This is a genomic window from Synechococcus sp. CCY 0621, assembly GCF_019038465.1.
Taxonomy (GTDB): domain Bacteria; phylum Cyanobacteriota; class Cyanobacteriia; order PCC-6307; family Cyanobiaceae; genus Cyanobium.
In genome coordinates, this window is sequence record NZ_JAFKRH010000001.1 from 1 (window position 1) to 21,592 (window position 21,592).

General features: G+C 70.0%; 25 protein-coding genes and 1 pseudogene. 14 read left to right on the plus strand and 12 right to left on the minus strand.

All coding sequences use genetic code 11. From position 1 onward, the window contains the following. A pseudogene (locus tag KUG43_RS17440) lies at positions 1-148 on the minus strand (photosystem II D2 protein (photosystem q(a) protein)); the annotation flags it as partial. 96 nt (positions 149-244) lie between these two features. Between KUG43_RS17440 and KUG43_RS00005 the strand changes: the two are divergent. Then, complete coding sequence (locus KUG43_RS00005; RefSeq protein WP_216905092.1) at positions 245-811, plus strand: photosystem I assembly protein Ycf4; 567 nt, start codon at positions 245-247, stop codon at positions 809-811. A 1-nt stretch (position 812) separates the two neighbouring features. Then, positions 813-1,556, plus strand: coding sequence for a peptidylprolyl isomerase (locus KUG43_RS00010; RefSeq protein WP_216905093.1), 744 nt, complete (start codon positions 813-815; stop codon positions 1,554-1,556). Positions 1,557-1,587: 31 nt separating this feature from the next. Here KUG43_RS00010 and ilvN read toward each other — a convergent pair whose 3' ends face one another. Together ilvN and KUG43_RS00020 are read right to left on the minus strand one after the other, a co-directional pair. Beyond that, positions 1,588-2,118 carry an acetolactate synthase small subunit gene (gene ilvN, locus KUG43_RS00015; RefSeq protein ID WP_216905094.1) on the minus strand — a complete coding sequence of 177 codons (531 nt, stop codon included), beginning with the start codon at positions 2,116-2,118 and terminating at the stop codon, positions 1,588-1,590. Between the two features lie 87 nt (positions 2,119-2,205). Next, positions 2,206-3,135 (minus strand): alpha/beta fold hydrolase, encoded by a 930-nt coding sequence (locus KUG43_RS00020; RefSeq protein WP_353617869.1) that lies wholly within the window; start codon positions 3,133-3,135, stop codon positions 2,206-2,208. A 55-nt stretch (positions 3,136-3,190) separates the two neighbouring features. Here KUG43_RS00020 and KUG43_RS00025 point away from each other — a divergent pair, with 55 nt between their 5' ends. From KUG43_RS00025 to KUG43_RS00040, 4 genes are all read left to right on the plus strand, one after another. Then, the gene (locus tag KUG43_RS00025; RefSeq protein WP_216905096.1) at positions 3,191-4,372 is read left to right on the plus strand and encodes a N2,N2-dimethylguanosine tRNA methyltransferase; all 1,182 of its coding nucleotides are present in this window, start codon (positions 3,191-3,193) and stop codon (positions 4,370-4,372) included. A gap of 26 nt (positions 4,373-4,398) precedes the next feature. Further along, positions 4,399-4,497, plus strand: coding sequence for a cytochrome b6-f complex subunit PetM (gene petM / locus KUG43_RS00030; protein WP_015108796.1), 99 nt, complete (start codon positions 4,399-4,401; stop codon positions 4,495-4,497). A gap of 71 nt (positions 4,498-4,568) precedes the next feature. After that, positions 4,569-5,531: an NAD(P)H-binding protein gene (locus KUG43_RS00035; protein ID WP_216905097.1), complete on the plus strand. Its 963-nt coding sequence runs from the start codon at positions 4,569-4,571 to the stop codon at positions 5,529-5,531. Between the two features lie 53 nt (positions 5,532-5,584). After that, the gene (locus KUG43_RS00040) at positions 5,585-5,800 is read left to right on the plus strand and encodes a DUF8669 family protein (protein WP_216905098.1); all 216 of its coding nucleotides are present in this window, start codon (positions 5,585-5,587) and stop codon (positions 5,798-5,800) included. On the opposite strand, the gene KUG43_RS00045 is transcribed toward KUG43_RS00040, so the two are convergent. Then, positions 5,772-6,389 (minus strand): pseudouridine synthase, encoded by a 618-nt coding sequence (locus tag KUG43_RS00045; RefSeq protein WP_216905099.1) that lies wholly within the window; start codon positions 6,387-6,389, stop codon positions 5,772-5,774. The two genes, KUG43_RS00040 and KUG43_RS00045, sit on opposite strands and share 29 nt — an antisense overlap. A 235-nt stretch (positions 6,390-6,624) precedes the next feature. Between KUG43_RS00045 and infA the strand changes: the two genes are divergently transcribed. Then, the gene (gene infA, locus KUG43_RS00050) at positions 6,625-6,894 is read left to right on the plus strand and encodes a translation initiation factor IF-1 (RefSeq protein ID WP_015108791.1); all 270 of its coding nucleotides are present in this window, start codon (positions 6,625-6,627) and stop codon (positions 6,892-6,894) included. A 6-nt stretch (positions 6,895-6,900) separates the two neighbouring features. On the opposite strand, the gene KUG43_RS00055 is transcribed toward infA, so the two are convergent. Beyond that, entirely contained in the window at positions 6,901-7,275 is a 375-nt protein-coding gene (locus tag KUG43_RS00055) for a DUF8673 family protein (RefSeq protein ID WP_286194219.1), read from the minus strand. A 45-nt stretch (positions 7,276-7,320) separates the two neighbouring features. After that, on the minus strand, positions 7,321-8,802 hold the full coding sequence (locus KUG43_RS00060) for a DEAD/DEAH box helicase (RefSeq protein ID WP_216905100.1): 1,482 nt from the start codon (positions 8,800-8,802) through the stop codon (positions 7,321-7,323). Between the two features lie 116 nt (positions 8,803-8,918). Between KUG43_RS00060 and KUG43_RS00065 the strand changes: the two genes are divergently transcribed. The 4 genes from KUG43_RS00065 to KUG43_RS00080 are packed head-to-tail and all read left to right on the plus strand — an operon-like array spanning position 8,919 to position 12,840. Beyond that, a complete protein-coding gene (locus KUG43_RS00065) occupies positions 8,919-10,076 on the plus strand; it encodes an NAD(P) transhydrogenase subunit alpha (RefSeq protein ID WP_216905101.1) in 1,158 nt (385 codons plus the stop codon). Further along, complete coding sequence (locus KUG43_RS00070; RefSeq protein WP_015108787.1) at positions 10,073-10,366, plus strand: NAD(P) transhydrogenase subunit alpha part 2; 294 nt, start codon at positions 10,073-10,075, stop codon at positions 10,364-10,366. The genes KUG43_RS00065 and KUG43_RS00070 overlap by 4 nt, the downstream gene beginning before the upstream one ends. After that, the gene (locus KUG43_RS00075; protein ID WP_216905102.1) at positions 10,363-11,793 is read left to right on the plus strand and encodes an NAD(P)(+) transhydrogenase (Re/Si-specific) subunit beta; all 1,431 of its coding nucleotides are present in this window, start codon (positions 10,363-10,365) and stop codon (positions 11,791-11,793) included. The genes KUG43_RS00070 and KUG43_RS00075 overlap by 4 nt, the downstream gene beginning before the upstream one ends. Positions 11,794-11,808: 15 nt before the next feature. Then, positions 11,809-12,840 carry an alpha/beta fold hydrolase gene (locus KUG43_RS00080; RefSeq protein WP_216905103.1) on the plus strand — a complete coding sequence of 344 codons (1,032 nt, stop codon included), beginning with the start codon at positions 11,809-11,811 and terminating at the stop codon, positions 12,838-12,840. Here the strand turns inward: KUG43_RS00080 and KUG43_RS00085 are convergent. Both KUG43_RS00085 and KUG43_RS00090 read right to left on the minus strand, forming a co-directional pair. Next, complete coding sequence (locus tag KUG43_RS00085) at positions 12,815-13,165, minus strand: (2Fe-2S) ferredoxin domain-containing protein (protein ID WP_216905104.1); 351 nt, start codon at positions 13,163-13,165, stop codon at positions 12,815-12,817. The genes KUG43_RS00080 and KUG43_RS00085 overlap by 26 nt on opposite strands. Beyond that, positions 13,162-14,412, minus strand: coding sequence for a 1-deoxy-D-xylulose-5-phosphate reductoisomerase (locus KUG43_RS00090; RefSeq protein WP_216905105.1), 1,251 nt, complete (start codon positions 14,410-14,412; stop codon positions 13,162-13,164). Before KUG43_RS00090 ends, KUG43_RS00085 begins: the two co-directional genes overlap by 4 nt. A 92-nt stretch (positions 14,413-14,504) precedes the next feature. On the opposite strand from KUG43_RS00090, the gene KUG43_RS00095 reads away from it, so the two are divergent. Beyond that, positions 14,505-14,726, plus strand: a complete 222-nt coding sequence (locus KUG43_RS00095; RefSeq protein WP_216905106.1) for a hypothetical protein — start codon at positions 14,505-14,507, stop codon at positions 14,724-14,726. A gap of 12 nt (positions 14,727-14,738) precedes the next feature. Here KUG43_RS00095 and KUG43_RS00100 read toward each other — a convergent pair whose 3' ends face one another. The 3 genes from KUG43_RS00100 to KUG43_RS00110 are packed head-to-tail and all read right to left on the minus strand — an operon-like array spanning position 14,739 to position 17,707. Further along, complete coding sequence (locus tag KUG43_RS00100) at positions 14,739-15,887, minus strand: glycosyltransferase family 9 protein (RefSeq protein ID WP_216905107.1); 1,149 nt, start codon at positions 15,885-15,887, stop codon at positions 14,739-14,741. Continuing rightward, positions 15,884-16,927: a glycosyltransferase family 2 protein gene (locus tag KUG43_RS00105; RefSeq protein ID WP_216905108.1), complete on the minus strand. Its 1,044-nt coding sequence runs from the start codon at positions 16,925-16,927 to the stop codon at positions 15,884-15,886. The genes KUG43_RS00100 and KUG43_RS00105 overlap by 4 nt, the downstream gene beginning before the upstream one ends. 15 nt (positions 16,928-16,942) lie before the next feature. Next, the gene (locus KUG43_RS00110; protein WP_216905109.1) at positions 16,943-17,707 is read right to left on the minus strand and encodes a hypothetical protein; all 765 of its coding nucleotides are present in this window, start codon (positions 17,705-17,707) and stop codon (positions 16,943-16,945) included. Positions 17,708-18,070: 363 nt separating this feature from the next. Here KUG43_RS00110 and KUG43_RS00115 point away from each other — a divergent pair, with 363 nt between their 5' ends. Beyond that, positions 18,071-19,285 (plus strand): glycosyltransferase family protein, encoded by a 1,215-nt coding sequence (locus KUG43_RS00115; protein ID WP_216905110.1) that lies wholly within the window; start codon positions 18,071-18,073, stop codon positions 19,283-19,285. Here the strand turns inward: KUG43_RS00115 and KUG43_RS00120 are convergent. Next, positions 19,219-20,409 carry a glycosyltransferase gene (locus KUG43_RS00120; protein ID WP_216905111.1) on the minus strand — a complete coding sequence of 397 codons (1,191 nt, stop codon included), beginning with the start codon at positions 20,407-20,409 and terminating at the stop codon, positions 19,219-19,221. The genes KUG43_RS00115 and KUG43_RS00120 overlap by 67 nt on opposite strands. A 147-nt stretch (positions 20,410-20,556) precedes the next feature. Here KUG43_RS00120 and KUG43_RS00125 point away from each other — a divergent pair, with 147 nt between their 5' ends. After that, the gene (locus KUG43_RS00125) at positions 20,557-21,582 is read left to right on the plus strand and encodes a hypothetical protein (RefSeq protein ID WP_216905112.1); all 1,026 of its coding nucleotides are present in this window, start codon (positions 20,557-20,559) and stop codon (positions 21,580-21,582) included. The last annotated feature ends 10 nt before the right edge of the window (positions 21,583-21,592 follow it).

Here is a 21,592-nt window from a genome sequence, read left to right on the forward strand (position 1 = left end):
CCACGAAAACGAAGCGGTCGCGCTTGAGCCAGTCGTCGAGGACGTCGAACCATCCACGCGTGGCCGGTGCACGCCCTAGGGCGATCGTCATGGGGGAAAGCGGTGCGGATGACCCGCAGGGCTGTGGGTTACCGGGGGATGGTAACAACGTTGATCCGCCCCCCGTGCCAGGCGACACGGGCTGAAACTGACGCCTCCGGCACGCTTCGCGGCAGGATGGCGGGCCATTGTCCTTTCGTCCCGCATGGCTTCGCCCGGCGTCGCTTCCCCTTCGGCCGACGAGCAGGTGCTGGAGCAACCGGTGCTCGGCTCCCGCCGTCTCTCCAACTTGCTGGTGGCGGCGGCCGTCAGCATCGGTGGCCTTGGTTTCGTGCTCACGAGCGCCTCCAGCCGCTTCGGCCGTGATCTGCTGCCCATCGGCCACCCTGCCGCCCTGGTCTGGGTGCCCCAGGGTCTTGTGATGGGGCTCTATGGGGTGGCGGCGCTGTTGCTGGCCACCTACCTGTGGCTCGTGATCAGCATTGATGTGGGCTCGGGCCTCAACCGTTTCGATCGCGGGTCCGGCGAAGCCCGCATCAGCCGCCGCGGCTTCCGCCAGCTGATCGAAGTGGTGATCCCCCTGCGGGAGATCCAGGCGGTGAAGGTGGAGGTGCGCGATGGCCTCAGTCCCCAGCGACGCCTGGCCCTGCGGGTGCAGGGGCGCCGGGACATGCCCCTGACCCGGGTGGGCGAACCGATGCCCCTGGCCGATCTGGAGCTGGCGGGTGCGCGCCTGGCCCGCTTCCTGGGTGTTCCCCTGGAGGGCCTTTGAGATGGGTCAGACAGGCAAGCCACAGCGCACAACCCCTGCAGCCCTTGGCTGGCGGCTGCTGCTCCTGGTGGTTCTGGGGCTGACGCCCCTGGGCCTGGCGGCCTGCGCCGCCGACAGCGGCAACCAACCACTGGGCTGCGAGGCAGCCACCAGCCCCTGTTTGCAGGGCACGGCGGTGGTGGCCATGGAGACCAGCAAAGGACCGGTGGAAGTGAGCCTGGACGGTGCGGCGGCACCGCTCACAGCGGGCAACTTCGTCGATCTGGTGCGGCGCGGGGTCTACAACGGCACGGTCTTTCACCGGGTGGTGCGGGAGCCGGTGCCGTTCGTGGTGCAGGGGGGTGACCCCAGCAGCGCCGATCCCAAGGTGGCCCCCAGCGACTACGGCTCGGGCGGCTTCGTTGACCCCGCCAGTGGCGAGTCCCGGCGCATCCCCTTGGAGCTCAAGCTCAGCAACTCCCAGGAACCTCGCTACGGCGAGGAGATCACCACCCCCACCGCCACGCGCCAGCTGGCCCTCACCCATGAGCGCGGTGCCATCGCCATGGCCCGCTCCAGCGACCCCAATTCCGCCAGCGCCCAGTTCTATGTGGCCCTGCAGGCCCTGCCCGAACTGGATGGCCGCTACGCGGTCTTCGGCCGGGTGACCAAGGGGATGGAGGTGATCGATCGCATCCAGCAGGGGGACAAGCTGATCCGGGCCCGGGTGATTGAAGGGGGCACGCTGGTCAAGAAGAAGCCCTGAGGCCCGCTCAGGCGGGGACGCGCTTGCCCTCTCACGCGGGGACGCGCTTGTCTGAGGCGGTGGCTTTGAGCAGCTCGGTGTTCACCCCCGAGGCCCGCTCCAGAGCCACCTTGCCCGTGCGGGCGATCTCCAGGATCCCGTAGGTCTCAAGCAGACGCTCCAGGGCCACCAGCTTGCCCGGATCCCCCACCACCTCAAGGGTGAGGGCATCGTCGGCGACGTCCACCACCTTGGCCCGGAAGACCTGGACCAGATCGAAGATGGCGCCGCGGTTCTCCGCCGGCGCCGCCACCTTCAGGAGCATCAGCTCGCGCTCCACCGCCGGAATGGTGGAAAGATCGATCACGCCGAGCACGTTGATCAGCTTGTTGAGCTGCTTCGTCATCTGCTCGAGGGTGCGGTCGTCCCCTTCCACCACCATGGTGAGCCGGGACATGCCGCGGTGCTCCGCCGGCCCCACCGCCAGGCTCTCGATATTGAAACCCCGCCGGGCGAACAGACCGGAGATACGGCTCAGGGCGCCCGATTCGTCTTCCACCAGCACCGAGAGGGTGTGCTTCATGTCGGGCTCGTGATCGGGGTGCGGCGGGGAACCGGGTGGAAAGCCGGCATGGTCTAACCAAGGTACGCGCCAGGGGAGGCCTTCCCTTCAGCCCGTCTCCAGGCGCTCCAGCCAGCTGAGCACCGCGCCATGGAAGGCGTCCGGGGTCTCATCGTGGGGACAGTGGCCGCAGGAAGGGATCACCTGCAAGTGGAGGTCGGGTCGTAGCCGCAGACACTGCTTGGAGACCTCCACCGGCACCAGCCGGTCCTGGCCGCCCCAGACCAGCAGGGTGGGTCGGCCCGGCCGCTGCAGCAAGGCGACGGCGGTGGCGCGGAACGGCCGCAGCGCCATGCCGATGCTCATGGCCCGCAGGGCCCGCACCGCACTGGGGCGTCGGGCGGGTCGGGCGATCAGCCGACGCAGCTCCTGATCGCCGATCACCGGGTGGTGGTAGGCCGACTGGATGCCCAGGTCGAGCAGGGGGGAATGGGCCAGCAGGGGAACCACCAGCTCCAGGGGCAGGAGCCGCAGCAGCAGGTGAATCACCCCCCGCTTCAGCCGCCGGCGCCAGGGGGGACGGCGCGGGGGGTGGCGCCGGGCCATCAGCAGGCTGGGATCGGGCAGGGGAGCCGCCACCACGGCCCGCACCCACTGGGGGAAGTAGACGCTGCAGGTCAGGGCCACCAGGCCACCGAGGGAATGGCCGACCAGCACGGCCGGCGTCTGGACCACCTCCGCCAGGAAGGCCTGCAGCTGCCTTGACCAGAGGCGGTTGTCCAGGGCCTGATGGCGATCCAGACCCGGCTGGCTGGAGGCGCCGAAGCCGATCAGGTCGAGGCCGTAGACGCACCAGCCCGCTGCCGCCAGGGGGCCGGCGTTGCGGCGCCAATGGCCACTGGCGGCCCCGAAACCGTGCAACAGCACCAGCGCCGGCCCGTCAGGGGGACCCAGGCGGCGCCAGTGGCAGCCGTGGCCGCGCCAGTCCCACTGGGCGTGCTCCCCCCAGTCGGCTCCCTGCTGCGGTGCGGTCTGCACGGGGGCAGGCTGGGGGTCGGCGGACGACACCGATGGTTGCGGCAAGGACCCGAAGTTGAGCGAACCCCCTCACTATTGCGAAGGTGCCGCCGTCGTGGAGACCGGTGGCGGCTTCTTCCGACCCGCCTCCAGGCCAGCCAGGGACTTCGGAGTGCTGCTGGCTCGCAGCCTGGCGGCCTCTGGCCGCGACCGACCCGTGCAGGTGCTGGATGGCATGGCGGGCTGCGGCATCCGGGCCCTCCGCTACGGCCTGGAGGGCGGCGCCACGGCGGTGTGGGCCAACGACGCCGACCCCGACCGCCTGCCCTTGCTGGAGCGCAATCTGGCCCGGCTGCCGGCGGCGGTGGAACGGCAGCTGAGCACCGCCACGGCCCAGCAGCTGCTGGCCGGCTGCCTGGTGGAGGGGCGCCGCTTCGATCTGGTGGATCTGGATGCCTTCGGCTGTCCGGCTGCCCTGGTTCCCCTGGCCCTGGAGGCTGTGGCCTTCGGCGGCGTGCTCTATCTGGCCAGCACGGACGGACGTTCGGCCACGGGCCATGACCGCCGCGCCGCCGTGCGCCGTTTCGGTGCCGCCGCCCGGGCCCACCCCGCCAGCTGGGAGATCGCCCTGCGCCTTCAGCTGGGGTTGCTGGCCCGGACCGCCTGGGCGATGGGGCGGGGGCTCACCCCCCTGCTGAGCTTCAGCGAAGGCCGGGCGTTCCGCACCGCCGTGCGACTGGCGCGCCATCCCGCCGCTGGGGAGGAGGCCCAGCTCGGCCTGGTGGCCCACTGTCATGGCTGCGGTGATCAGCAGGTGCAGAGCCTGCTGCGGCTCGGCCGTTGGCGCCCCTGCGCCTGCCCCGGGGCTGTTTCAGACCAGGGGGCCATCCAGAGCGGGCCGGCTCTGGCGGTCAGCGGCCCGCTCTGGATCGGCCCCCTCCAGGATTCCGCCACGCTGGTGGCGATGCTGCAGCTGGCCGAGGGGGCTGGCGCCCATCTGGACCGGCCGGGCCGGCGGTTGCTGGAGCGGCTCCGGAACGACCCGGCCGCGACGCCCCGCTGCTGGCCCGTGGACGCGATAGCCCGCCGTCTCGGTCAGGGGCCCCCGCCGTTGGCGCAGCTGGTGGCGGCACTGACGGCGGAGGGTTTCGCCGCGGCGGCGAGCGGGGTGATGGCCGGCCAGCTGCGCAGCGAGGCTCCCTGGCCGGTGATCGTGGCCACGGCCCGGGAGCTGGTGGCCGCGACGGCTGCTAGATAGGTACCCCGTTCCCCCTTGTCCGGGCCATGGCCTCTGAAATCTTCGGCACCGCCGCCATCTTCTGGGTGCTGATCCCCGTCGGGCTGGCGGGCGGCGCCCTGCTGCTCAAGCTCCTGAACGACTGAGCGCCGGAGCCCGGCTCCGCGCTGGGGCCGGACGCACCCTTAGGCTCAGCCCGCTTCCTTTGCAGGGGTCCATGAAGGTTCTGGTCGTCGGTGGAACAGGAACCCTCGGTCGCCAGATCGCCCGTCGTGCCCTTGATGCGGGACACACCGTCCGTTGCGTCGTGCGCTCTCCACGAAAGGCTGCTTTTCTGCAGGAATGGGGCTGTGACCTCACCCGTGGTGACCTGCTGGAACCCGCCAGCCTCGATTACGCCCTGGAGGGCCAGGAGGCGGTGATCGATGCCGCCACGGCCCGGGCCACCGATGGCGGCAGCGCCTACGAGATCGACTGGGACGGCAAACAGAACCTTTTCGCCGCCTGTCGGCGCGCCGGTGTGGGCCGGCTGGTGTTCATGTCGCTGCTGGATGCCGCCAAGCACCGTGGCGTGCCACTGATGGACATCAAGGCCTGCACCGAGGAGTGGCTTGAGGCCTCCGACCTCGACTACACGATCCTGCGTGGTGTCGCCTTCATGCAGGGCCTGATCAGCCAGTTTGCGATCCCTGTGCTGGAGAGCCAGACCGTCTGGGTGAGCGGTGCACCGACGCCGATCGCCTACATGAACACCCAGGACGTGGCCCGTTTCGCCGTGGCGGCTCTTGAGCGGCCCGAAACGATCCGGCAGGCGTTCCCGGTCGTGGGTCCCCGGGCCTGGATCACCGGCGAGATCACCCAGCTGTGCGAGCGGTACAGCGGCCGCGAGGCCCGGGTGTTCCGGGTGCCGCCGGTGCTGCTGGGCCTAATGCAGTCGGTCACCGGATTTTTCGAGGCCAGCCTCAACGTGGCCGAACGGCTGGCGTTCGCCGAGGTGGTGGGCGGCGGCGAGCCCCTCACCGCGCCCATGGAGGCCAGCTACGCCGCCTTCGGCCTGGATCCAGCCGAAACCACCCTGCTCGAGGATTACCTCAAGGAGTATTACGACACGATCCTGCGGCGTCTGCGGGAGATGGAGTCCGACCTCGACAAGGAAGCCAAGAAGAAGCTTCCGTTCTGAAGCGCCACCCGCTGCCAGTTCGTGTGTACTATTGCTGGGGTTTGCCGGCGGTCATGGCGATTTCCCAGATCAAGAACCTCCAGCGGCGGCTGGCCAACCTGGAGGAGGAGGCCATCGCCGAGCTCACCCGGGCCTGCGGCCACGAGCTCTGGGCCTCGCTGGGCTTCGATGCCTTCGACACGCTTGAGGATCCGGATCGCCGTGCCCGGGCGAACTATTACTACGGCCAGCTCCAGACCGTCAGGGAGTTGAAGGACGCCCTGGTCTGAGCAGCGCCGCCAGACGTTGTCGCTCCTGGGCGCTCACGGCGCGCCAGGTGCCCGGGGCCAGACCCACCAGATCCAGGGGCGGACCGCCATCCATCAGGTCGATCGCCGTGCGCAGCAGGCGCAGGGTGGGCAGCCCCACCGCAGCAGTCATGCGCCGCACCTGGCGGTTCCGCCCCTCGCGCAACTCCAGTTCCAGCCAGTCGGTCGGCACCCGCAGCCGGTGGCGGATCGGCGGGTCCCTTTCGGGCAGGGCCGGGTCCGCCACGGCCCGGGCCCGGGCCGGCAGGGTGCGTCGCCCCTGCACCATCACCCCCTGACGGAGGCTGTCGAGGGCGGGCGGCGTGATCACACCCTCCACCTGCACCAGATACCGGCGCCAATGTCCCCGGGCCGGGTCGGTGAGCCTGGCCTGCAGCCGGCCATCGTCGGTGAGCACCAGCAGGCCCTCACTGTCCGCATCCAGGCGGCCGGCGGCATAGACGCCCGGTTGATCGACCAGCTGGGCCAGGGTGCCCCAGGGACTGCCCGGTTCCGGTCGGAACTGGCTGAGCACCCCGTAGGGCTTGTGGAGCAGCAGGGTTGTGGTCACTGCTCCAGACGCATCAGGCGCTTTCCCGGGCCCGCCAGAGGTTGACCACGCCGATCGAGATCAGCAGCAGGCCCAGATCCATCGAGATGGGAGGAAGGATCATGGGGTGGGGCCAGGGGCGCTCGGTCGGCCGACCCTATCGCTCCGGTCTTCCCATCGTGTGAAGGGCTTGGGAGCCGGCACGGCCGGCGCTTAAGCTGAAACTCTGTTGTTTTCCTCAAGCCAGCCTTCCCGCATGATCGAAACGTCCGGTGTGATCGAAAAGGAGCAGGGCAATGGGTTCTACCTCGTCACCCTCGAGCAGCCTGCCGGTCACCAGTGCCTCTGCCGGGCGGCGGGCAAGCTCACCAAGTTTCGGATCAAGCTGCTGGCCGGGGACAAGGTGCTGGTCGAGATCAGCCCCTACGACCTGACCCGGGGCCGCATCACCTACCGGGAGCGCAATGCCGGAGCCACCGGCCCAAGGCCGGGGGGCAACCGTCCCGGCGGGCCCAGGCGCCGCTGAGCCTGCTCAGATCTCCAGCAGGCCGTCGGTTTCCGGACGGCGGCCAAGGTGCAGATCCCTGGGCACCATCAGCACATTGGCCTGAAGCAGTTCGGGGTGATCTTCCAGTGTGAGCAGCCACTCACGGAATTCCTCGTTGATGGCGTAGCTGTCTTCGAACAGCTCACGGCCATCGAGGGCGGCACGGCGGGCCAGGGCCCAGCAGACCGCCACGGTCACGCGACGATGGACAGCGGCATTGAGGGGACCATCCAGCGGGGCATCAAAACCACCGTCCCGGTCGCTGGCGTCTCTTGGATTGTCCATCGGGTTGATCTCGGTGGAAGTCCTGTAGTGCCCACGTTGGCTGCTGGTGGGCACCTCGATGGTGTTGGTTGTCACATCGTTGCAGGAAAATCGGCGGCAAACGGCCAGATGCAGCCACTTTCAGGCCGATCCGCGCCCAAAGGACGGCAGCACGGGCCCGCTGACGCTGAGCATCCGGCCGGCATCGTCCGCGATGGCCTGCAGCGGCAGGCGTTGGTCGCTGGCCGGGGAGCCAGCGCTGCCGGGCACCGTTTCCATCGGGCGGGGCCGAATCACGTAGGGCTCACTCACGGTCCAGGCCCGGGCATAGCTGATCAGCAGGGGATCGGCCGGCGCGAAGACGTAGGACGGCCGTCGTGGGATGGTTTCCTGACCGGAGCGATCCCCGTCCATGCGAACGGCCCTGGTGATCGCCTGCACGAAGCGACTGCGGGTGACCACGGTGGTCAGGTAAGCCACCACCCGTAGCCGGGGGGCATCGAAGCCTTCGGCGCACATGTCAATGCTCACCAGCCAGTCGGCCTCCCCGGCCTGGAAGGCCGCCAGGCGCTGGGCCGCCTCCGGATCCTGGGAGTGCACCAGGTGCACCCGGTCCCCTTCCTTGGCCAGCAGGTCGGCGATGCAGCCGGCATGGCCGATGTCGCGGGCCACCACCAGACCGCCGGCTCCTGGATGCTCCAGCCGCACCCGTTCCAGGCGGCGGCGGGCCTGCAGCAGCAGCCGCAGGGCGATCCCGCCCCGATCCCCCGGGCGGATGGCCCGGCGCAGGTTGCGGGCACGCCAGCTTTCACGCTGTTCCGCCGACAGAGGAGAGGTCTCGGTGTCCCGTCCGCCCTCCGGTCGCCCGTGTTCGACCCAGCCATCCTGGAAGCGGAATTCCAGGGGCCGCACATCGCCGGCGGCGATCAGGGCACGGGGCTCGACGCAGAGATCCGGGATGATGCGCTCGGCCGGTCCGTGCTGGTCGTGCATCCGCACCCGGCGGCCGGAACAGAAGCCGAGGTTGTCGGCGCGGAAAGGGGTGCCGGTGAGCCCGAGGCGCAGCTGGGCGCCGCCGCTGAGGCTGCTGAAGGCATGCCCCCAGGCGGTGGCTTCCGGTTCGAGGGGATCAAGGCCCAGGTGGTGCACTTCGTCGCCGATCGCCAGCCAGCGGCGGCCATGCAGATGGGCGGCCAGCTCCCGCTCCAGGCGCCGGCGGTGCAGGGCAGCCGCCTGGTAGCTGAGCAGCAGGCCCTGGCCGGTCGCCGCCGCAGGCGGTCCCCCTGGGGTCTCCCATTCCTGCAGGACCAGGCCGAGGCGGGCGGCGGCGCCGATCCACTGGCGGGCGATGGCACTGCGGTGGCAGAAGACTACGAACCGCTCCAGGCGTCCTTCCCGTTGCAGCTGCTGGAAGGCGAGCAGGGCCCCCAGGGTTTTGCCGGCGCCGGGACCGGCGTGCAGGAGCACGTCCTGGCCCCCGGGGCTCGCCGCGACCAACCGGGCGCGCAGCAGCTGAATCAGCCGGCGTTGCCAGGCCCGGGGCTCGGGGCCGCGGGGGGCGCCGGGGACTCCCGGCAGGCCTGCATCACGGCGCAGACCCAGATCGAAGGACGGTGGCGCCATGGGCCGATTCTGCTGGGCTGGCCAGGGCCCGGTGGGCGTGTCCGCACATTGGCGCCCGGTTGCTTGCCGCCACGGGCGGGCCTGTCTATCGCGGGAGAACTGTTTGTCGCCCCGCGTTGGTCAAATTGCTGATTCCCAGGGAGACGGCTCCCGGAGAGCGGAGGGTCGCCGCGACCCCCGAAACGGTCAGGCGGCTGGTGGCCAAGGGGGCGACCCTGCAGGTGGAACAGGGGGCGGGCCAGTCGGCCGGCTTCCTCGACGCCGACTACGCCGCCGTGGGCGCCGAACTGTGGGACGGGGACGCCGGGGCCTGGGGGGCGGTCGATGGGGTGCTCTGTGTGCAGCCTCCCCGGAGCGAGGATCTGGGTCGCCTGCGCGAGGAAGCCCTGCTGGTGGGGCTGCTGTCTCCCTACGGCGCCACAGCCCTCGTCGAAACGCTCAACGGCCGGCGGGCCTCCGCCATCGCCCTCGAGCTGCTGCCAAGGATCACCCGGGCCCAGTCGATGGACGTGCTCTCCTCCCAGGCCAACATCGCCGGCTACAAGGCGGTGCTGCTGGCGGCGGCCGCCCTCGACCGCTACGTGCCGATGCTGATGACCGCGGCAGGCACGATCCAGCCCTCCCGGGTGCTGATCCTGGGTGCGGGCGTCGCAGGTCTTCAGGCCCTGGCCACCGCCCGCCGCCTGGGCGGCGTGGTGTACGTCTCGGATGTGCGGCCGGCGGTGAAGGAGCAGGTGGAATCCCTCGGGGGCCGCTTCATCGACCCGCCGCAACTGGAGGAGGCCCCCGCCGAGGTGGGCGGCTATGCCCGCCAGGCCAGTGAGGCCTTCCTGGCGGCTCAACGCCAGCAGCTGGCCGACCAGCTTGCTTTGGCCGACATGGTGATCTGCACCGCCCTGGTGCCCGGCCGGCCGGCTCCCCGCCTGATCAGCGAGGAGATGCTCGATGGCATGCGCTCTGGCGCGGTGGTGGTGGATCTGGCCGTGGCCCAGGGCGGCAACTGCTTCGGCACGATCCCCGGGGCCACGGTGGAGCGCCGGGGCGTGCTGCTGATCGGGGCCGATGGCCTGCCCAGCACCGTGCCCAACCACGCCAGCGCCCTGTACGCCCGCAACATCGCCACCCTCATTGAGCACGTGCTGGGCGAGGACGGCTTCCGGCTGGATCCGGAGGATCCGATCCTGGATGGCTGTCTGCTCACCCATGCCGGCGCCTGCCGCCGCGCTGACATCGTCGAACCCGCCGGCCTGTCCCCCATCGGAGCCCGTTCATGAGCCTTCTGACGCAGTCCCTCTGGGTGCTCCTGCTGGGCAGCCTGCTGGGGCTGGAATTGATCGGCAAGGTGCCCCCCACCCTGCACACCCCACTGATGTCGGGGGCCAACGCCATCAGCGGCATCACCGTGCTGGCGTCCCTGACCCTCATCCAGCAGGCCGGAGACAACACGGCCCTGCTGGTGATCGGAGCCCTTTCCCTGGGCTTCGCTCTCTACAACGTGATCGGCGGCTTCCTCGTCACCGATCGCATGCTCGCCATGTTCCGCCGCAAGGGTGACAGCCGATGACGTTCTCCATGGATGCTTTTGCCGCCGCCATCGATCTGGCGGCCGTGCTCCTGCTGGCCCTTGGCATCAAGGGCCTCTCGAAGGTGAGCTCCGCCCGCGGAGCCAATGGTCTGGCGGCCCTGGCCATGGGACTGGCCGTGGTGGGGCTGCTGATCGAGATCCGGCCCGATCCGATCGCCTGGCTCTGGATCGCCGCCGGCAGCGCCGCCGGTGGCCTCGCCGGCCTGGTCACAGCCCGCCGCGTGCCGATGACCGCCATGCCGGAAACGGTGGCCCTGTTCAACGGCTGCGGCGGCATGGCCTCCCTGCTGGTGGCCATGGGAGTGGCCCTGTTCGATGGGGGTGAGGCCGACATCGTCGCCCTGGTGTCGATCGCCGTGTCGGTGTTCGTCGGGGCGATCACGTTCAGCGGTTCGATCGTGGCCATGGCCAAGCTCCAGGGCTGGCTGGACACCCCCGGCTGGACCCAGAGCCGCCTGCGCCACGGCGTCAACATCTCTCTGGCGGTGCTCTGCCTGGTCTCGGCCCTGCTGCTGCCAGGCGATCCCTCCGGCCTGCCCCTGTGGCTGCTGATGGGGGGCTCCACCCTGCTGGGCATCGGCGTCACCCTGCCCATCGGCGGCGCCGACATGCCGGTGGTCATCTCCCTGCTCAACTCCTATTCCGGGGTGGCGGCGGCGGCGGCCGGCTTCGTGGTGGGCAGCCAGCTGCTGATCGTGGCCGGCGCCATGGTCGGGGCGGCGGGACTGATCCTCACCCAGGTGATGTGTACCGCCATGAACCGCTCCCTGGTGTCGGTGCTCTTCGGTGGCGCCCTCGGGGCCAGCGCCGGCGCCGTGGGCGGCGGCGGCAGCGAGGCGGGCTACACCCGCATCACCAGCTGCAGTGCCGAGGAATGCGCCATGGCCCTGGAGCAGGCCGAGCGGGTGGTGTTCGTGCCGGGCTACGGCCTGGCGGTGGCCCAGGCCCAGCATTCCCTGCGGGAGCTGGCCAAGCTGCTCGAGGGTCATGGGGTGGAGGTGAGTTACGCCATCCACCCGGTGGCGGGGCGCATGCCGGGCCACATGAACGTGCTGCTGGCGGAGGCCGACGTGCCCTACGAGCAGCTGCTGGAGATGGATCTGGTCAACCCCGAGTTCCCCCGCACCGATGTGGTGATCGTGCTGGGGGCCAACGATGTGGTGAACCCCCAGGCCAAGAACGACCCCACCAGCCCCCTGTACGGCATGCCCGTGCTGGAGGTGGATCAGGCCCGCCAGGTGTTCGTCGTCAAGCGCAGCCTGGGGGCCGGCTATGCCGGCATCAACAACGCCCTGTTCGAGATGCCCCAGACCGCCATGGTCTTCGGCGATGCCAAGGCGGTGCTCAACGGCCTGCTGAGCGAGCTCCGTTCCATGGGCGTGGGCAAGACGAAGGTGGCGGCCTGAGGGAGGGCCGGGGTCGTGAGCCAACTTCCCCACCATCTCGGCCTCCCCCCCTTCCGCCAGCGTTCCCCCTGGATCGGGGGGGATCTGCAGACCCTGCGGGACACGCTGCGGCCCCTGCGGTTCCCCCCCGATCGCGCCGAGGCGCTGGCGATTCCCCTGGCGGACGGCGACCAGCTGGTGGCTTTGCTGGATCGTCCCGATGGCGGAGCGCCGCTGGGTCTGGTGCTGGTGCTGCATGGTCTGGGGGGCTCCAGTGACGGCCCCGGACCGCGGCGCCTGGCCCAGGCCCTGGCCGCCGAGGGCTTCGCCGTGTTGCGCCTCAACCTGCGGGGTGCCGGCCGCGGCCGCTCCCTCGCCCGGGGCACCTACTGCGCCCTCTGCAACGACGATCTGCGGCCGGCCGTGGCCTGGGCCCGGCAGCTGGCCCCTGACCTGCCGCTCTATGGCGCCGGCATTTCCCTGGGGGGCACCGTGCTGCTCAACGCTGGCCTGGGCGGCCTGGACTTCGATGGCCTGGTCAGCGTCAGCAGCCCCCTTGATCTGGGGGTCTGCGCTGTCCAGTTCGAGCGCCGCCGCAACCGGGTCTACCAGCGCTGGCTGATGCAGCGTCTGCGGGAGCAGACCCTGGCCGATCCGGGTGGGCTCAAGGAGGCGGAGCGCCAGGCGCTGCTGGGGCCAACGCGTGCCCGCACGATCCGGGCCTTCGATGCGGCCATCACCGCTCCGCGCTGGGGTTTCGCTTCGGTGGCTGCCTATTACGCCGCCGCCAGCCCCCTGGCTTCTCTGCTTGAGGGCTGGTCCATGCCCCCGACCCTGCTGCTCCACGCCGGCGATGATCCCTGGGTGCCGGTGGGTCCGCTGCGGCAGTTGGCGGCCGCACTCCCCAGCCTGGCTGGGGCCGGCGTGGGAGCGGTCCCCACGGTGGTGATCACGCCCCATGGCGGCCACAACGGCTTCCATGCCCCCGGCGACGGGCCGGCCTGCTGGGCCGATCGGCTGGTGGTGGCCTGGTTGCGGCGCCTCAGCCGGGGGGAAGGGGGCGGCTGAAGGGGGTGCGGCGCACGATCCATTCCTCGATCGGCACCCCGCCGATCACGTGCTCGCGGACGATGCGCTCGATCCGCGCGGGGGTCACGCCGCCGTAGGTGAGGCCCTCCGGCCAGATCAGCAGCACCGGGCCTTCGCTGCAGACGCGCAGGCAGTCGGCCTTGGTGCGCAGCACCACGCCCTGGGGCCGGCCGGGCTCCTCCAGCCCCAGCTCCCGAACCAGCTGTTTGAGCCGGTCCCAGCTGGCCGCACCGACGGCCGGGTCGCCGCAGAGCGCCTTGGTGGGGGTGGCGCAGAGCAGCAGGTGGTGCTGGACCCCGTTCATGCCGGCAGGGCCGCGGCCGGTTGGCCGCGGAGCGCCACGGCCGCCTCGCGGGTGGCCTGGCGGGCCCAGGCGTCCACCGCCAGCACGTCGTCAAGGGACGGCTCGCCGTGGTGGTCGGCGCGGTGCCGGTCGCAGACCCGCTCGATCAGCTGGGGGATGGCCAGGAAGGGGATGGCCTCCTCCAGGAACAGGGCCACCGCCTGCTCGTTGGCGGCGTTGAGCACGGCGGGCATGGTGCCGCCGGCCCGGCCAGCCGCGTAGGCCAGCTCCATGCAGGGATATTTCTCTCGGTCGGGGGCGCGGAAGGTGAGCTGGCCCACGGCGGTGAGATCGAGGCGGCGCCAGGGGGTCTCCAGCCGCTCCGGCCAGCTGAGGCAGTAGAGCAGGGGCAGCTTCATGTCGGGCCAGCCCAGCTGGGCCAGCACCGAGGAATCGGCCAGTTCCACCATCGAGTGGATGATGCTCTGGGGGTGGATGACGATCTCGATGTGGTCGTAGTCGAGGCCGAACAGGTAGTGGGCTTCGATCACCTCCAGCCCCTTGTTCATCAAGGTGGCCGAGTCCACCGTGATCTTGCGCCCCATGCTCCAGTTGGGGTGGCTGGTGGCATCGGCCACGGTGGCCTTGGCCAGGTCGGCGGCGGGCCAGTCACGGAAGGCGCCGCCGGAGGCGGTGAGCTGGATCCGCCGCAGACCGGGTGTGGGGACACCGGTGGAGAGGCGGGCGGTGTCCGCCCAGGGGGTGCCCTGCAGGCACTGGAACAGGGCCGAATGCTCCGAGTCGGCGGGCAGCAGCCGGCTGCCGCTGCGCTGCAGCTCGGGCAGCACCACCGGGCCGGCGGCGATGAGGGTCTCTTTGTTGGCCAGGGCCAGGTCCTTGCCGGCCCGGATCGCCGCCAGGGTGGGCAACAGACCGGCGCAGCCGACGATGCCGGTGACCACCAGGTCGGCGCTGGGCCAGGCGGCGGCGGCGCAGAGGCCGTCGGATCCCCCTACCAGCTCGGGCAGCCGGGCCGGACGACGTGACGGTTCCAGGGCCGCCAGGCGGCTGGCCAGCTCGGCGACCCGGTCGGCCTCGGCCAGGGCCACCACCTCCGGCTGGTGGCGGATGATCTGCTCCACCACTAGATCGAGGTTGCGGCCGGCGGTGAGGGCCACCACCTGGAAGCGATCGGGGAACTCCTCGGCGATCTCCAGGGTCTGGGTGCCGATCGACCCGGTGGAGCCCAGCACGGCGATGGCTTTCACAGGCTGGCCCCAGCAGGATGGACGGCGTCCCAGTGTCCCATCTCCGGACGCCGGCGGTGCTGGCTTAACTGGGGCGACCCCGAACCGCTTTCATGTCTTGGTTGCAGCGCTGGAACTTCATCGAGCGGGCCCGGATCGAGCGCCAGCTCTGGGAGGCTTTCGAGCGTCGTGAGGACCTCGAGGCGCTGGTGGAGGAGTGCCGCGCTGCGGTGGCGGCGGGGGAGCGGGAGCGGGCGTTCCAGCTGGAGGTGTGGCAGACCACCCTGCAGCGGATCCGCAAGCTGGAAAAGCTGATGGCCGGCAAGCAGCCCTGACCCGGTGGCTCCTCAGGAGCGCCGGTTGCCCTGCTGCCAGGCCCGCTGCACCAGAGGCCACACCACCTCGGGCGGCAGCCCGTCCATGCAGGCGTGATGCTCCAACGGGCAGCTCGGGTTCTCGAAGCGCACCTGGAGGCAGCCGCCGCAGCACTGCCGGCTGCGGCTGATCCAGACATGGTCGGCCCGGGGGGCCCAGAGATCCCGGGGGCTGGCACCGATGCCGTCGGCGTCGGTGCCGAACAGGGCCACGGTGGGACAACCGGCGGCCGCGGCCAGATGCAGCGGGCCGGAATCAACGGCGATGCAGAGCCGGCTGCGGGCCAGGGCCCCCACCAGCACCGGCAGGCTGAGTCGCCCGCGCAGGTCCCTCAGGCCGGCGCGGGCGAGCAGGGCCCGCTCCAGCCGATCGCCGGCCTGGCGGGGCTCCGCGGGGGGAGGGCCGCCGATCAGGCCGATGGCACCGGCCGTCAGGCCCATCTCCCGTCGCAGGCGCTCCAGCAGGGCCAGCCAGTTCTGCAGCGGCCAGAGTTTGGCCGCACGCTCACCGTTCACGGCGATGAGCACCTGGGGCAGCCCAGGCGGTGCGGGCTCCCAGGGGATCTCCACCCGTTCGAAGTCGGTGTCCACCCAGGCGACGCGGCAGTGCAACTCGCGGATGCTGTTGCTGGCGATCCAGCCGCCGTAGCGCTCCACCAGGGTGGGACTGGCCCAGTGGGGATCGAGGGCCAGGGCCTGCAGGGGGTGGTCGCCGGGCGGGATCGGTGCCGCTCCCACCACGAAGCGGGGTGCCAGGGCCCTGGCCCAGGCGGCGGTATAGGGGGCGTGGCCGTCGGCATTGATGACCAGATCCACCCCGTCACCGTGGTTCCGGTCCGCCAGGGTTCGTCGCCACTGCGCCAGGGCCGGCAGGGCCGCCGGGCCCTGCTCCGCCAGCGGCAGGCTGGCATCGATCCAGGGATTGAGCCGCTCCAGCTCCTTGGTGCGCTGGCTGCCCACGTAGGTGAGCCAGGCGCCGGGGTACTTCTGGCGCAGCCCCCGCAGCAGCGGTTGCAGCACCGCGTAGTTACCGAGCTTGGGGGCCCCGAGCACCACGATCCGGGGCCGGGGGCCGAGGTCCTGGTCCTGGAACCGGCGCATCAGGCGGGGAAGGGTGTTCATCGATGCCCTGCGCCGATGGGGCCGACGGGATCGACCGCCGGGGGATGGGCCGGCTCCAGCACCCACTGGCTCAGCCAGCGGCGCATCCAGGTGCCGCGATGGGGCTGCTCCAGCCGCCGTCCGCTGTGCAGCCAGAGGCTGTTGAGCAGGAAGGTGGTGCGGTTGCAGGCCTCCAGCCGGGGGTCACTGGCGATGGTGGCGCTGGTGGTGGGGTTGGCCCGCAGCTGCAGGCTCTGGAGGTCGTCGGGGGTGATCCATTCGACGGAGTCGCTGGCGCGCAGGCGTTCGGCGTAGTCGAGGTCCTCGCAATAGGCCGGGTGGAAGTTGGCATCGAAGAGGCCCACCCGATCCCAGGCGGTTGGGGTGATGGCGAAGGCGGAGAACTCCTGGGGGGCCGGCAGCAGCGGCAGGAACTGGGGACGGGATGGGTCGACCCGCTCGATCAGCCGGGCCAGGACCCCTGGCGCGAACACCACATCGTTGTTGACCAGCAGGGCGAAGGGCGCCTCGGGAAAGGCCGTGAGGATCGCGTTCCAGCTGGAGGCGACACCCTGGTTGGCGAAGGGCCGGGCTACCCGCACCTGGCCGATGCCGGCGGGCGGCTCCCGCTCCAGCTGGGCCAGCAGCCGGCCGAGGGCCGCACTGTCGGGGAGGCCGGAGGCGATGCTGTTATCAACGATGGCGAGGGTCTCGACGGGGTGATCGAGGCTGTCGAGCAGACGCAGCAGCAGGTCGGGCCGATTGAGGATCGGAACGCCCAGCAGCGGGATGGCGGTGGGCATGGACGTACGGGGGCAGACCCCATCCAGCTGCCGCCAGAAGTCGTCCACCGGAGTGCGATCGCCGCTGAGGGAGGCGTACTGGGCCAGGCAGCCCCAGAGGTCGGGATTGGTGAGGTCGCCGCGGCAGGGGGACGACGGCAGCGTGGAGAAAAAGGTCCTGGTCCAGAGATAAAGGAGGGACTTTGCTGCCGCCATGTCCCCCTTCTGGAGGCATGTGACGTAGTTACGGGCGAAGCGGGTCTGTTCCAAGCGGGCCACCGGTGGCTGGGGTCATCAGCCGAAGGTGATGGAGTCGCCCTGGGTGGAGATGAAGGCCGTCTGGCTGGTATCGAAGGTGTATTCCTCACCGCCGATGATGAGCAGATCGCCGTCGCCGGCGCCGAAGATCTGGGTGCCGTTGCCGAGATCACCTTTGACGTTGAAGAAGACCTGATCAACGACGGCATCGTTGCCGAGATCGATCCAGGTGTTCTGCACCTTGTTGGAGAAGTCGAGAACGTCTGCCCCCTTGCCGAGCAGGATGGTGGAATCGCTGACCTTGCCCCCGAAGATCAGGGTGTCGTCACCGGCGCCGGCGCTGATCCGCACAGAATCAGCCTTGCCTGTGATGGTGTAGCTGTCGGCCCCAGCGCCGGAGGTCATGGTGGTGTTCTTGAGGGCACCGGTGATGGCGGTGTTGTCACCACTGCCAAGGGAAATGGTGCCCCTGGTGATGTCGGTGGCGATCAGGGTGTCGTCGCCAGCGCCTGTGCTGATGGACGTATTCCGGGAATTGCCGGTGAAGGTGACGGTGTTGTCGTCGGCGTTGCCCGCGTAGGAAATGTCCTTGGAGGCTCCCGAGAAGGTGGTGCGCGTGTCACCAGTCGTGGGCTCCTTGATGTTCACATCCTCGATGCTCCGGCCCTTGTTGGGGAAGACGCGGGTGTTGACCGTGTCAGCGCTGAGGCTGGTGAGAACCCTGGCGCCGGAGGTGGTGGTCTGGGTGATCGTATCGCCGGGAGTCGGCACGAAGATTGAAAGGGTATCGGAGGAAGCCATCTCGAGAAAAGTGCTTGATATTCGTTGGAACAAAGCTTATGGGCTTGTATTTGAACCTACGTGTATCCCGTGTAACGTTTTCAACATACCCTCTCAAACATCTCACTAATTGTGAGCAAAACCTAAGGTTGTCTTTGTTGGCCCTATGTCGCTGCCCCGCGAACTACAGGCAGACTTTCAGGAAAGATATCATTGCCACAGTGCTACCGCTTGGCCACTATTCCTGTCATGCCAGTGCTTCCCGGTAATTCCGAATTCGAGCAGGTCCTTCAGGAAGTGAGGCAGGCGGAGAGCCGGCAGGAATGGCGTGAAGCCGCCTGCATGTACCAGGAGCTGATTGGGGCGCATGCTGCAGATGGGCCGTTGATCCTGCGTGCCGCCAATGCCCTCTGGCTCTCGGATCAGCCGGAGGAGGCCCTGGTGCTCTATCGGCGGGCGTCTTTGCTGGTGCCGTCCAGCCCCGCTCCCCTCATGGGCCTCGGCAACAGCCTGCGGGATCTCAACCGCTTTGAGGCAGCCGATCGTGCTTTCCGTGCCAGCCGCCAGCTGCGGGACGGCCCAGAGGTGGCCTGCAACCACGCCTCGGTGCTGATCGGCCTGGAGGCCTACGCGGAGGCCTACGCCCTGGCGGAACGCCGTTTCGAACTGCCCAGCCACGCCCCCGGACCGGAGGGAGGGGTGGCGGCTGTGGTGGCCGGGGCACGGCGACTGCACGTGCGCACCGAACAGGGCCTGGGGGATGGCCTGCAGTACCTGCGCTGGATCCCCCCTTTGATGGAGCAGGCCGCTGTACGGGGCCAGAGGGTGGTGCTGGAGGTGGAGCCGTCGCTGGTGGCGCTGCTGCAGGCGGGGCTGGCCTGGTTGCCCCAGCCGCCGGAGGTGCGGGCCCGACCCGAAACCGACGGAGACGGCGAAGGGGATTCCGCTGGCCGGAGCCTGGTGAGCCTGCTGTCGCTGCCGGCGGCCCTGGGCGGCGCCCCCTGCCCCCAGCCACCAGGCCCCTACCTGCGGGGCCTGGACCCCGCCGCCTGCGCTGATGGCTACGGCCGGCCACCGCGGATTGGTCTCACCTGGGCCAGCGGCCGCAAGCTCAGCGATGGCTTCACCTGTCGGGAATACCGCAAGCGCAGCCTGCCGGCCGCCGCCCTGGTGCGGCTGGTGGAGGGGGTGGTGGCCCTGGGGTGCGAGCCGGTGCTGCTGCAGCAGGGGGAGGACCGGCAGCTGGCGGAGCCGGTGGGTCATCTGTTCGGCGGGGCCATCGACCCAACCGGTGATTTCCTCGCCACGGCCCGGGTGCTGGCCGGCACCGACCTGGTGATCACGGTGGACACGGCCATGGCCCACCTGGCCGGCGCGATGGGCCATCCGGCCTGGGTGCTGCTGCCCTTCAGCGCCGATCCCCGCTGGCTGAGGCAGCGGGACGACAGCCCCTGGTACCCGAGTCTGCGCCTGTTCCGCCAGGCCGACGACCGGGACTGGCGGCCGGTGGTGGAGGCGGTGCTGCAGGCCCTTCAGCGAAGCAGGCGCAGGCTGCGGATCAGGGCCTCAAAGCCCTCGGCGGCCCGGTTCACCTCGTAGTGGGCGGCGACGGTGGCGCGGCCGGCGTCGGCCATGGCGGCGAAGGCGAGTGGGTCGGCCAGCACCGCCAAGAGGGTCTCGGCCAGGCGATCGGTGTCGTTGAAGGGCACCAGCAGCCCGTTGTGGTTGTGCTGGATCACTTCGTTCAGCGGCGGGTTGTCGGAGCCCACCACCAGGGCGCCGGAGGCCATCGCCTCGAGCAGGCTCCAGGAGAGGGCATAGGGATAGCTGAGGTGGACGTGGACGGCGCTGATGCGGAACAGGGCCAGCAGCTCGCGGTGTGCCAGGGGCGGCAGGAAATGGACACGCTCCAGGGGCAGCCGGTGGCCGAGCAGGGCCAGCAGTTCGCCCTTGTGGCCCTCAGGGTGGGAGGAAGGGGCGCCGTAGCCACTGCCGCTGCCCCCCACGATCACGGCCCGGGCGTCGGGCCTGGCGGCGAGGACGGCCGGCAGGGCCCGCAGAACGCTGCGGAAGCCCCGCAGGGGTTCCAGGTTGCGGCTGGCGAAGGTTATCACCGGATCGCCCTTGACCAGGGTGGGGCCGCCCTCCAGCCGCAGGCTGGTGCTGCCGATGGCGGCGGGCGGCAGGGCGATGCCTTCGTGCAGCACATGGAATCGGCTGCGTAGGTGGGGGGGGAAGCTGTCGCGGGCAAAGCGGGTGGGCACCACGCAGGCGTCGGCTTCGGCCACCGCCGCCAGACCCATCAGGTTGCCGCGGCGCCACTGGGCCCGCAGGGCGGGGGAGGGTTCTCCCAGGTCGGCATCGAAGCCGTAGCCCAGCAGGAGAGGGGCGGCATAGAGCTCGGGGTAGGCGATCAGCACCGCCTCAGGCCAGACATCGCGCAGGTAGAGCAGCTCCCCCCAGCCGCTGTGGGCGAGCACGGCCTCCGGGCGGTAGCCCTGCTCACGCAGTTGCAGGCAGCGCTCCTGGACGCGCCCGGCCCGGTGCAGGTTGGTCTCCAGCAGCGGATCCACCAACCCCACCGGCAGGGTCGGCGGCTGCCAGGCGTAGTCGAGCCGCTGGCCGCGGGGGGTGGCACCCAGACCGAGGACGCGATGGCCGCGGCGTTCAAGGGCGGGGGTCAGATCACGAAACTGGCCTGGATGGTTCTGATGGATCAGCAACAGTTCCATCCGTTAACGCTATTACAATCCCCCTGCGTGTACCTGACCTGCGTCATGTCGCTCTGGAGCCGTCTGTTCGGACGCCGGGATACGGTGAGCTGGGGTGAAAGAAAAGTGCATAAAGATAGTGATCTTCTGGATACGTTGGTGAGTGATCCAGGCAGCGTGCCGATGGAGATGGATCGCCGGCCCCAGATCACCCCCTGGTCGGCGGCGCGTCTGGGCACGATCTTCATGGATTTCGCCCACGAAGCCACCCCCACCCGGCTGGCGGAGGCGCGGCTGGCACGCCAGTGCCTGTCAAAGTTCTGGTTGAGTGCGCCGATCGATGCCCTGGAGCTTCTCTATGGCTCGGCGGTGGGCCAGAGCTATCGCCAGATGATCGGAACTGAGCTGGCCTCCCAGCCCCTGCTTCGCGATGAAGAGAGCTGGAGAGACCATCTCTCCGAGCGCCTCCAGAGCGGCTTCGATCGGCCGGAAATGGCCAATGTGCTGTTGGCGGCAATGCCCTATTTCCGCCGCGGCAAGATGAAAGTGCGCAACTGCGAACAGAATCTTCCCGACTGGCTGCTCGTGGACTACGCGAGCCTGTTCGAACCGGAGCTGCTGCCGCGGTTGCGCCAGCCCAGCCCGCTGGAGCGCCGGGCGCTGGCCCCGGCGGGGGCTGGGGCGGGGGTGGTGGCGCCGTTGGCCGCAGAGCCGGACCTGCCGCCGTTGCCCCAGCTCTCCGCTTTCAGCGGCGCCCAGGCCCTGCAGCTCACCGGCAGCGAGGAGTTCCTCACCCGCCTCAACGGGCTGGTGAACCTGTTCGAGATCGACCCCGACGATGGCGCCATCCTCCAGGAGCTGGGCAGCTTCCGGCGCCAGCTGGGCCAGATCTGGCTGGACACGCCCGAGGAGCGACTCCAGCCCCTGTTCGAGAGTCCGTTCGGCGACATTTACCGCAAGTTCCTGCGCAGCGGCTACGCCGGCACGCCCCTGGCGGAGGAAGACCGGCAGCTGCGGACCCAGCTGGCTCACTACGTGCGCAACATGACCCGGCCCAAGGCCACCCAGGTGGTGCTGGCGGTGCTGCCCTTCTATCCCCCGGGCAAGATCGGCTTTGCCGGCGGCGAGCAGTTCATGCCCCAGTGGCTGTTGGGGGCCCTGCCCAGCCTGTACGTGAAGAGCTGAACAGGGCAGG